Annotated in this window: 13 protein-coding genes; 5 read left to right on the forward strand and 8 right to left on the reverse strand. The window is 39.1% G+C overall.

The annotated features are described in order from the left end of the window. Positions 1 to 241: 241 nt before the first annotated feature. From FE392_RS18880 to FE392_RS18905, 6 genes are all read right to left on the reverse strand, one after another. Positions 242 to 847, reverse strand: coding sequence for an RBBP9/YdeN family alpha/beta hydrolase (locus FE392_RS18880; RefSeq protein ID WP_319931694.1), 606 nt, complete (start codon positions 845 to 847; stop codon positions 242 to 244). 290 nt (positions 848 to 1,137) lie between these two features. Then, complete coding sequence (locus tag FE392_RS18885; RefSeq protein ID WP_319931695.1) at positions 1,138 to 1,782, reverse strand: L-fuculose-phosphate aldolase; 645 nt, start codon at positions 1,780 to 1,782, stop codon at positions 1,138 to 1,140. Between the two features lie 21 nt (positions 1,783 to 1,803). Then, a complete protein-coding gene (gene mtnA, locus FE392_RS18890) occupies positions 1,804 to 2,907 on the reverse strand; it encodes an S-methyl-5-thioribose-1-phosphate isomerase (protein WP_319931696.1) in 1,104 nt (367 codons plus the stop codon). A gap of 9 nt (positions 2,908 to 2,916) precedes the next feature. Beyond that, on the reverse strand, positions 2,917 to 4,182 hold the full coding sequence (gene mtnK, locus FE392_RS18895; RefSeq protein ID WP_319931697.1) for an S-methyl-5-thioribose kinase: 1,266 nt from the start codon (positions 4,180 to 4,182) through the stop codon (positions 2,917 to 2,919). 154 nt (positions 4,183 to 4,336) lie between these two features. After that, on the reverse strand, positions 4,337 to 4,708 hold the full coding sequence (locus FE392_RS18900; RefSeq protein ID WP_319931698.1) for a YkgJ family cysteine cluster protein: 372 nt from the start codon (positions 4,706 to 4,708) through the stop codon (positions 4,337 to 4,339). 250 nt (positions 4,709 to 4,958) lie between these two features. After that, positions 4,959 to 5,912, reverse strand: coding sequence for a glycosyltransferase family 9 protein (locus FE392_RS18905; protein ID WP_319931699.1), 954 nt, complete (start codon positions 5,910 to 5,912; stop codon positions 4,959 to 4,961). A 437-nt stretch (positions 5,913 to 6,349) separates the two neighbouring features. Between FE392_RS18905 and FE392_RS18910 the strand changes: the two genes are divergently transcribed. Further along, entirely contained in the window at positions 6,350 to 6,475 is a 126-nt protein-coding gene (locus FE392_RS18910) for a hypothetical protein (RefSeq protein ID WP_319931700.1), read from the forward strand. A gap of 79 nt (positions 6,476 to 6,554) precedes the next feature. Here FE392_RS18910 and FE392_RS18915 read toward each other — a convergent pair whose 3' ends face one another. After that, positions 6,555 to 6,752 (reverse strand): hypothetical protein, encoded by a 198-nt coding sequence (locus FE392_RS18915; protein WP_319931701.1) that lies wholly within the window; start codon positions 6,750 to 6,752, stop codon positions 6,555 to 6,557. A gap of 340 nt (positions 6,753 to 7,092) precedes the next feature. On the opposite strand from FE392_RS18915, the gene FE392_RS18920 reads away from it, so the two are divergent. From FE392_RS18920 to FE392_RS18935, 4 genes are all read left to right on the forward strand, one after another. Next, positions 7,093 to 7,428, forward strand: a complete 336-nt coding sequence (locus tag FE392_RS18920; protein WP_319931706.1) for a phage holin, lambda family — start codon at positions 7,093 to 7,095, stop codon at positions 7,426 to 7,428. Next, entirely contained in the window at positions 7,406 to 7,633 is a 228-nt protein-coding gene (locus FE392_RS18925) for a hypothetical protein (RefSeq protein WP_319931702.1), read from the forward strand. Before FE392_RS18920 ends, FE392_RS18925 begins: the two co-directional genes overlap by 23 nt. Further along, positions 7,630 to 8,016, forward strand: a complete 387-nt coding sequence (locus tag FE392_RS18930) for a phage tail fiber protein (RefSeq protein WP_319931703.1) — start codon at positions 7,630 to 7,632, stop codon at positions 8,014 to 8,016. The genes FE392_RS18925 and FE392_RS18930 overlap by 4 nt, the downstream gene beginning before the upstream one ends. Positions 8,017 to 8,268: 252 nt before the next feature. After that, entirely contained in the window at positions 8,269 to 9,021 is a 753-nt protein-coding gene (locus tag FE392_RS18935; protein WP_319931704.1) for a hypothetical protein, read from the forward strand. 406 nt (positions 9,022 to 9,427) lie between these two features. Here the strand turns inward: FE392_RS18935 and FE392_RS18940 are convergent, their stop codons facing one another. Then, a complete protein-coding gene (locus FE392_RS18940) occupies positions 9,428 to 10,603 on the reverse strand; it encodes a tyrosine-type recombinase/integrase (protein WP_319931705.1) in 1,176 nt (391 codons plus the stop codon). Positions 10,604 to 10,839 lie beyond the last annotated feature (236 nt).

Consider the following 10,839-nt stretch of genomic DNA (forward strand, 5'->3'; position numbering starts at 1 on the left):
TGGTATCGCCCACCACTTCATCTAAATCTCTCTTTATATTCCCTTCCCGTAACTTCTTAAGTTAATCTGACTGTTTTTAAATCAATCATTCGAAATAATTATCAAACAATAAATTGCTTTTCTTATGGCTTCGTTATCGGGAGATGTACTCGAATATTCAATTATCCAGATCAAGAATAAGAAACTGGATAATTGAAAAGTATTATCTATGTATTTTGGCACGATCTATTTGCCGCGAGATCTATTTTGACACCATCGCCACGAGTGCATCATAAACGGGCAACAGGCGAGTGAAACCATCTCTATCAAGAAAATGCCCGCCATTATCAATTGTGATAATTTCTGTTTGCAACGCATGGGCCAAATCATAGGAAGATTGCGGGGAAACAATTTCATCATTGGCTGAGATGATAGAAACACGATTTTCTGTCAAACCACGCAAATAAATATAATCCAACGGCTCATTAGTGAAGAAAGCATCTAATTCTGGCAATGTTTCTTGTGCCGAGCCACATCCTGCAACCCAAATATATCCGCCAATACGCAGAGCTTCCGTGCGGATTGCCTCCAAATGCCGCAATGTTGTGATACAGCCAAGGCTATGACCAATAATAATTGTGTTTTCATCGATATCGGAAGCTATATCCATGAATGTCTTAGCCCAAGCGTCAGGATTGGGAGCGGATGATTCAGGCAGTTCTGGTATTTTTACCTCTGCACCTTGTTCGGTAAGAACTTCTTTTAACCAAGGAAACCAATGTGAGGCAGGAGAAGCAGTATAGCCGTGAATAACAATTACTTTTTTACCAGAAAACAATCCATCGTTACTTATCGTTTCTAATCTCATTGACTCTGTCCTATTTAATCACTCATTCATTTAAAAGGTAAAGATTATTTATTGTTCAATCATCTGAAATGCAATAAGCCAATGAAAACATAGATAACTACCTGTCGACAATACTTCACCTTAACTAAATATATGTAGTTTTCTGCAAGATGGCACAATATGAATAAAACTAATGATTCTCACTAGCAGAAAAAACCTTTTCTGATGTAAATATATACGTTATTTCTCTAAAATAGAGAGCATTCCTTATGATAAATAAGGTTATGCTCTCTCATGTTAGGTTTTCCTGCTTATTTAGTCTTTAATCCGTAACTCTTGAATTTTTCTAAAACTCGTTGCATCTCTGTTTGAGAAAGAACAGGCACTTTTTCCATGACTGGAAGCACCTTTAAATAAAGTTGCGCCAAAATTTCAATCTCATTGGCCAGCCACAGTGCTTTTTCCAGATTGGCTTCCATGGCAATCATGCCATGATGCTGCATCAAGAGCGCTTTGCTGTGCTTGATCCCTGTTTTTACACTATCAGCCAGTTCAGAAGTGCCGAAAGTAGCATAAGGAATGCAGGGAACGTGATCGGTACCCGTCACGGCAATCATATAGTGGATGGCAGGAATTGCATGATTAAGAATTGAAACGGCTGTTGCGTTAACGGCATGATTGTGGACAACAGCATTGAGTTCAGGGCGGGCTTGATAGCAAGACAGATGGAAATGCCATTCGCTTGAAGGCACTTTGCCAGCGTCATACTCTCCTTTATCACTCACATGCACAATCTGCCCAGATGTCAGCTTGTCATAAGGAACCCCGCTGGGCGTAATCAAAAAACCATCCTGATAACGGGCACTTATATTACCGGAAGTTCCCTGATTCAATCCAAGTGCATTCATTTTGAGACAAGTATCAATAATCTCTTGAGCGATTTGCTCTCTATTCATGATTGTCACCTTGCATGGCAATTACGATTGTTGTTTGCACAAATCAGGAAAAAGCATTTGCAGCCCCTCTGCACTGGCTTCACAAACTCCGCGTTCTGTAATCAATCCGCTAATAAACTCAGCAGGTGTAACATCAAAGGCATAATTTCCGCAGGCTGTTCTTTGGGGCGCGGTATTGACCCAACTTCGGATACCTTCAGGATTGATCCCATATACATGGGATTGTTCTTCCTCTGCACGCTCCTCGATAGGAATTTCTTTCACGCCATCCCAAACAGTAAAATCCAGTGTTGGTGAAGGCAGGGCAACATAAAAAGGCACCTGATTGGCCTTAGCCGCCAATGCCTTGAGATAAGTGCCGATTTTATTGCACACATCACCTCTGGCGGTGGTGCGATCTGTGCCGACAATACAGAGATCGACTTTGCCGTGCTGCATCAAATGGCCACCCGCATTATCAGCAATTAAAGTATGTGGTACACCGTGTGAACCTAATTCGAAAGCCGTCAATCCTCCCTGATTGCGTGGACGAGTTTCATCAACCCAGACATGAACATTGATCCCGGCATCATGTGCCATATAAATCGGGGCCAGCGCAGTTCCCCAATCGACAGTTGCAAGCCAGCCTGCATTGCAATGAGTCAAAATATTGACAGGTTCTCCTGCGGGTTTTTTTGTTGCCACCTGTTGTATGATGTTTAAACCATGTTCACCTATTCTGCGGCACAACTCGACATCTTCATCTGCGATTTCACTGGCGATACGATAAGCGATAGCTTCACGCAATGAATATTCGGTATTTTCCAATGCCCGGTATGATCTATCCAGTGCCCATTTAAGATTAATGGCGGTAGGCCGAGTTTTAATCAAAGTAGCGTAAGCGTGCTGTAGATTTTCATCATTATTGTCCTGACGCATAGCCAAAGCCATTCCATATGCGGCAACCGCCCCAATCAAGGGCGCTCCCCGAACCCACATTTCTTTGATGGCAGTAGCGACATTTTGCATTGTCCGCAGTTGAATAATCTGTACTTCGAAAGGAAGTCTGGTCTGATCGAAAATTTCGATGGTATGACCATCATCAGCCAGCCAAACAGAACGGTAATGGATACCATTAATTTTCATTTCAGCCTCTTAACATTGTGCGATATAGCGTTTAATCAGAGAAAAATTAGGGTAATTTTCTCGATTAACGATCAATTCCCGCGCTAACTTCAATGCACTTTTCTGGCAAGCTGCGCGCTGATTTTGGTCTTCAATTTGTTGGAAATCAGCAACACCGGCAAAACCAATAATGCGTCGATTGATTTCAAATCCGGCATAAGCGAGAGTATCCTGAAACAAGGTGGACAAAAATTCATCCTGTGCTGCTTTCAGAAACGATGAATCGAACACGCCTTGTTGATAAAGCTCAGTTGGGTAGGCATCACCGCTCTCTTTTTCATTCCACAATTGGCGGAATTCACGCTCAAAGACCGACCATGTTGTTTCGATTTGTTCCAAAAGCCATGTCTGATAGTCAGTGCATTGCGTACTATTTTCCCGTAAAGCAGGTTGGGCAAAATAGGCCATTAACAAATTACCGATGTAATTACCAATATCAAATGCCATTGGCCCCATAAAGCTGAATTCAGGATCAATTACTTTTACGGAACTTGATGCCACCATAATGGAGCCGGAATGGAGATCGCCGTGCAGTAACGATTGTGCATGTGTCATAAATTGATATTTATACTGCATGGCTGTTTGAATTAACGCTCTGTCTTGCCAAATGGCGCAGACTTCATCGTCAAGTTGGGGAGAGGTCCAGTTATTCCTTTCCGCATTAAAATAGGGCTCAGTGAAAATAAGATCTTCGGTAATTTTGCAAAGTTCATGGTTATTGGCGAAAAGAGCGAGGAGCTCTTTTTTCTCCTTGCCACTCATTCCAATATCGGAGGTATGAAATAACGTTTTGGCTAGAAAAACCCCAATATTTTCGGCAAGACCAGGGATCTTTTTTCCGGCAATTAACTGTTTGCGCAGGATTATATGATCAGATAAATACTCCATGGCAAAAAGCGAGATATCTTCATCATAAAAATAGACATCCGGAACATACTCTCCGGCGATTTTATTCTCTTCAAGCAAGGCATTATATTCAAAATATGAACGGGTAAGAGAAAGTGGCCAAGATTCACCTGCGGCCCTCACATAGGGCAGAGCTTGCTTGACGACAATTGTTTTTTCCTTTCCTGAAACAATAAACACCAAATTGAGGTTTCCATCACCCACCTCCTGTACTTGCCAGCTTTCAGGCAAGCCTCCAAGTGAAATAGTTTCCGGTAATTTTTTAGCAAGGTAGTGTGGCAAAGATTGGCAATTTTGTGGGGTATAGTCTGTAGGGATATGAGCAGACATTCTTTTTCATCCTGATAATTTCATGAAAGAGTTCATAAATTGCACAGCGATAACTTATTCTGCTGTAATAATTTTTTACAATTGTTAACTATAGATACACAAAAGTTAATATTCTGTGATGAAACTAACGAATTTCCACTGAATGAATTATCAGTTATGTCTGGGGTTTTGGCAGGGGAGGCAGGCCGTGAGCTGCTCTGGCACGATCACAATTCTCATTATACTCGTTGGCTTCCCAGGCTTGGGAAAAGTCTCTGCAAGGTGAGGGCCTGTTATGGTAGATAGAACAAGAAACAGAGTTACCGATTTCACCACATAAATTTATGCAACGCGGGCGTGGCTCATTTGTGCCTTTCATACACCGCATAAAATCATTTAATTTTTCAGTCATGGAGACAGGAACTGTACCACCGCCATCTTCAGCTTCTGCCCAATAAAATGAAACACGAAAGTATGCACAACAAGCGCCACAGCTTATACAAGGATTATCTAATAATTCAGATTGAGAATTTAATGTTTGACTCATACCAGATTTCGCTATCTGATGTTTAAGACCCGCATTCAGGTAAAATACCTTATCCTCAAGAGATTAGTTTTCCATGGAACATAGATCTCTTTGAATGGAGATTATGTTGCTAAAGTTCATGCTTATTCAAGAAATATTTTTCTATTCACTATTAATAAAAATTCATATATTGCCAAATAGATCACATATTTTTTAATAAATATCATTTTTGGGTAACCCCCCCTTCTCCGAAAGGGAGCTTTTACCTCATTTAATCAATGTTGCTTTTTTCAAGTAAAGAAAAAATAGACTCACATACTTTATCTAAATCAATATTATTGACATTTTCAGGGTCGTATAAAGTAATACAGTTATCCTTATCGGCTAAAGGTGCCCAGTTTTCAGGTTTTGTTATGCCATAAAGTGCGACAAGTTTTTTTTGCAATGCGGCCGCTAAATGGCATATCCCGCCATCACCAACAACAATCAATGTCGTATCATTCAATAAAGTTAAAAATTCGCCTAAAGAAGAAGATATAACAACCTTACAATTATTCCCTATGCGTGATTTTAAATCTTCAGCTAAAAGAATGTCCTTATTGAGTGATGAAATAATAAACTCTGCATTTGGATAACGGGCACGGGTTTTCTGTGCTATTAAATTCAATTTTTCATTATTTATCAGGCTGTTTTTTCTATTATTAGAAACAGAAAATAAAATGGTAGGAAAATTAATGCTATTATTGGTCTTATTAAGAGTAATATATGGGAAAAAAGATGGTGATAACTCTGTTTCGGCAGGTGAAAATATACGTAATACTTTTAATGCCTGATGATGGCCATTAACTTGCTCTTTACTTACTGGGTGGTTAATTAATTTAGAATGCCATTGATTATCTGAAACAACAGCGTAACGTTTTTTAGCTCCCAATAACCATAAAAATAAATTATTTAGTTTCATTGGAGTTGGTTTAGCTGAAATAGCCATATCAAATTTTTCTTGGCGAAATTTTAGTGCAGTTTTTAAAGTAGATAAATATTTATTCCCTTTGGGAATGATATTTATTTTTATGTCAGGGGTTAAATGATGGGCAAGTTCAATATTATCAGGATTAATAAATAAATTAATTTCAGCGTCCGGATATTCTTTTTGTAAAAATTTTATTAATGGTTGAGTGCAAACAAGATCACCAAGCCCATTTCGGCGCAATATAGCTATTTTCATATTAAGTTACTTGAAATAAAACAATTTTTATAGTTTATGATGTTGAAACTATAACTAAAAACAGGCTGTAATAACATGATATTTTTATTATTTGATGGAAAAATGTCATACTTTTTGTTTCCTTAAGTTATTAATAAGTAATATTTTTTAATAAATTCAAGTGGTTATCTTTGCAAAAGGTATTTATTTTGGATATGGTGCATCAGGGTTGCATAAATTACTGACAAATTGATATCAATGCTATTGATTTATAATAGATATCTTGTCTGGAATGGATAAATGTATCCAGTTGCAAGCAATGACAATGAGTGCAGGTTTGCTGCAAGTATGCAGTTATTTAAAAAATGGTTTTACAATCGTGAAACTACTGCTATTGTGTTAAGAATCATAACTACTTCAACATCAACATGCTTACAAAAAGACGTAAGAGGTTAAAGATGAGTATATGGTCAAAGTTACTGAATAGTAAAATTGTCGGTTACATTGTAGGTGTGGTTTGTGCTTTTTTGTTTGGTATCAATCATGAAGTGACTGAAGAAAAAGCAAAAAAGTTAGCTGAATAGAATGAATTTGCTTTGTAAAGAAGCCTCGTACTCACGGGGCTTTTTGCTTTCTAAGGCCCTTGCATCAGAGGGAATAACATTATTTTTTCTTTTCGTCTTTGCTTAACTTTGCGCCAAAAGCGATTAAGCCAACGGCCAGCAAGGTTTCGACCACGTTATAGATGACTGCATGAGGTTGATCAATCCATCGTATGCCCGCGATAACCAGTAACATTCCTCCGGTAAAGATAAATCTAAACGATTTTTTCTTAAATGGGTTTTGAGCATCCTGAGACATAAATGTCCTTATTCAACAAATGTGGTATTTGGCTTAAGTGTCACACATTTGGTTGTTGTGAACAACTAAATATCTGTAGCATTCTCTATGTTAGCGCAGGGCAGTCCGGCTGAATTAAATCAGCCAACTATACAAAGGTCGCCTGTGCGGCCTTTTCTGTATTTGCCACCGCAATCACTCTCATTACATCCGTATACATGCATTGCGGCTGGCATTCCTAATTAATTGAAACTCATTCGATATCGGAATTCCCATAACGACATCTCACTAATCATTAACTCACAGGGACGGCTCTCTCACCCCACGGACGCCCATTGTTCTGATGGGGTGGAATATGAAAATGAAAGAAAACCCTGATTTGTGGGCCGACCTTATAAGTGGCCTGAAACATTCGTGGCCGCAGATATCCGGTTCTATTTTGGCAATCTTGATTTGTTATAGTCGCCTGATTTATGACGGCGTGGAACGCAAGAACCGCTGGGTCGAAGCCTTACTGTGCGGTGCCCTGTCATGGAGTGTATCCAGTGGCTTGGAGATGTTTGGTATTCCGGGCAGTTTTGCCCCGGCTATCGGCGGTGCTATCTGTTTTATTGGTGTTGAGAAGATACGCGGCTTCGCTATTCGGGCTATCAACAAACGTTTGGGGGATAAGCATGAGCAGAGGTATGCGCAATAACAACCCCGGCAACATTGACCATAATCCGGCTAATAAGTGGCAAGGTCAATTGCCGCATGATGAAAAGATAGAAAAGCGGTTCTGCCGGTTTGAAACGGCTGAATATGGCATTCGGGCGCTGATGAAGTTGTTAATCAATTACCACAAGAACGGCAAGCAACCCTATTCTGAGGCGACGTTTGAAAAAGCGTTTGAGATGCTATGAAGTGGTTATTGTACGCATTTATTGTCATCTTTGTGTCTCTGCTGAATGCCTCCGGTGTAGAGGAAGAGGGCTATAACGCTGATGAGGCGTACACGGCGATATCTCTTCCCCCGAAGAACAACAACGGGCTTGAACTTATCTACATTGATAACCGGGTGGAAAAGGACGGCAACATCACGATTGAGACGTACCATCGTCAGCACAGTCATTTGCCGAAACGCTTTCAGAACTGGCGGATAAAAGCCATCGTGGACGGTGAAAAGGTCTATTATGCGGATGGTGAACCCTGTGATATTCCCGAAGGATGTCGCTTGGATGTCCGTGTGCAGATGCCAGAGGATTCGGTGTGGAATGTGGGGCAAGAGGCGCAAGATTCGAGTTAGTAGTAGAGGCGCTTACATTAATTCAACTTGTTTTAATTCACAAGGCAAATACAACAGTGTAAATAAACGCCAATTAATTATAAATGATTAGCAATTGTAATAAAGCTCATACAAACCGCATCGATATTAATAAAAGAGAAATGAAAATAAAATAGTGTCATTCGATTAAATGCTATTTCGAATAATAATTAAATCTCGTTTTATGGGATTTTAAACATAAACAATATAGAGTTAATTTAATTAAGGGATGTTATGTATAACAAAAATTTTGATTATTTGAAGTTATTAGAACTTGATGTTTGTACTATGTGCGGGGAAAAGGACTGTCCGTGGAAGAAAGGACATAGCTTTATGGAAAAACGAATGAATGAACTAGTGGATGCTTATTTTCGCGGAGATATGGGGAAAGTAAAAAAATTATATATTCAGCGGTTTAGTCAGATGCGAGGCACTTTCCTTTCTACCCTTTCTCCCGCGGTAGAGGCAAATGATAGCATGAGTTCTATTGGATTGTTTAATCATTATAGAGGAAACTCAGGCACAGGAATAACCTTGGGCAGAATAGGTGTGCAAGACAAAATTAGCAATTTGGTAAAAACACCGGGAGCGTTTAAAAAAGAAAGTGGGTCTAGTATTCACTCTCGTTTTATTTCACAAATTAAAAATGGTGAGCGAGTTGATTTTAAAAATCATTATGCTATTGGTTCTGAGTCCAGACATATGAATGATCCATTATGGGCGATAGGTGGTGCGACTATCAGTGGTGAGTTAACTGATATTAAAGTACAGCCCAACGGAAGTGGATATAATTTATCTGGTGTAATAAATTATAACCTTTATGATAATTTTACAGATCCCTATGATATGAAGGATATCATTGGGAGAGAGTGGAATCCAAACGGAACTCCATTTGATATAACAGGGAAATGGCAAGAACCTGTAAACATTGAAGTGGATAAAAATGTATATGATAATAAAATCAAACCACTAATTTATAAGCAATAGCAGTATAAATGTCGTGCAATTAATGCACGACATTATAAAAAAATTCAGAAAGATATAAAAAACAGTAAAGTAATACGGGGGAGGAAATTTCAACCAAAATAAAAACAATTGAAACTAATAGTGATGATACTATTGTTTTTTTTAATTTCCTATCTAAGATAAAAAAATAACTGACTATTGAAAATAACAAAAAGAAAACAACAAAATTAATTACCTTTAATAAAACGAAAATCATTTCTGTACTCTTTGTTGGATATGTTTTTTGTCATCATATATCTTTTTGATTAAAAATCATAGCTCCACCAATGGAGTAGGATACCATCACACAGATAGATGCGGAACTATCCCGTATGTAAAAGGGTAGGAATTCACCCTATAGCGATAGAAGTTTAACTAGGTTAAATGACTACCATTTTATTCCTGATATTTCATCAATATAATCAGCGAACCATTGCATCATCTGACGGCGATTATCAAGATATTGGGCGTGGTTGTATATTCCACGGATGCTATTACGATCAACATGTGCTAATTGACGTTCAATTAAGTCGTGGCTAAATCCATGTTCATTGAGGATGGTGCTGAATTGGTGCCGGAATCCATGCCCACTAGCAATTCCATCATAGCCAATTTGCCTTATTACCAACAGAACGGCATTTTCGCTAATTGATTTTTTCCTGTCATTTCTGCCAGCGAAAACAAAATCGGAAATATGAGAGGTTATTGGATGGAGAGCTTTGAGTAATTTAATCACCTGATCTGACATTGGTACTACATGCAATTTCCGGTTTTTCATTACCTCAGGAGCGATAGTGATCAGCTTGTTATCAAAATCGATATTGCTCCATATGAGACTACGCAGCTCTTTAGTGCGGAGCGCTGTATACTGCAAAACCTGAGTAGCTATTTTTGAGATAATGCTACCAGAATATGAAGATAATGCCTGATTAAAGGATGGTATTTGGTCTATTGTTAGGAATGGGTAGTGTTTCTTTTTATATCCAGTCATAGCATCAGCCAGATCTGGAGCGGGGTTATACTTCGCTCTTCCTGTTACTATCGCATACCTGAACACTTCTCCACACCTGCGCCGAGCCTTACTTGCTCTTTCCATCGCTCCGCGCTTTTCGAACTGGCGAATCACTTTGAGTAGAACCATCGGTTCTATCTCTTCCATTGTCATTTGACCAATCATTGGCAGAATATCGTTCCGGAACATACTCTGTAGTTCTTTCGCGTATTTATCAGCCCAGACAGCTTTTTTGAATTGATACCACTCGTGATAAATAGATGAGAACGTATCTAGAGTTTCATTTTTTTTCTGTTTTGGTGTTATAGGTATAAGGTTTCCACCATTAGCAAGGACAGACTTAGCCTCAGCATGCTTTAATCGAGCCGTAACCAGTGGAACTTCTGGGTAAGTACCAATAACATGAGTTTGCTCTTTCCCATCCTTACGGTATCTAAAGCGCCAAATTTTGCTCCCTGTTTTCGAAATAAAAAGAAATAACCCCCCTCCGTCAGCAAGGCGATAGGCTTTGTCTTTAGGTTTAGCTGACTCAATTTGCTTTATCGTTAACATGTGGGCATCCTAAGTGGGCATTTAAATTGATGCCCACAAATATGCCCACATTTTATTGGTGCAGTCAAGTTATGTAGGGTAACGCGGAGTAACACTAATTCTAGTTAAAATAAGGAGTTCTGGGTGGTGTGGTCATGAGAGGTAACGTGCAGTAACTTGATTCTGGCGCCCCCTGCAGGAATCGAACCTACAATTAGCCCTTAGGAGGGGCTCGTTATATCCATTTAACTAAGGGG

The organism is Xenorhabdus santafensis (assembly GCF_033949405.1).
Lineage (GTDB): Bacteria > Pseudomonadota > Gammaproteobacteria > Enterobacterales > Enterobacteriaceae > Xenorhabdus > Xenorhabdus santafensis.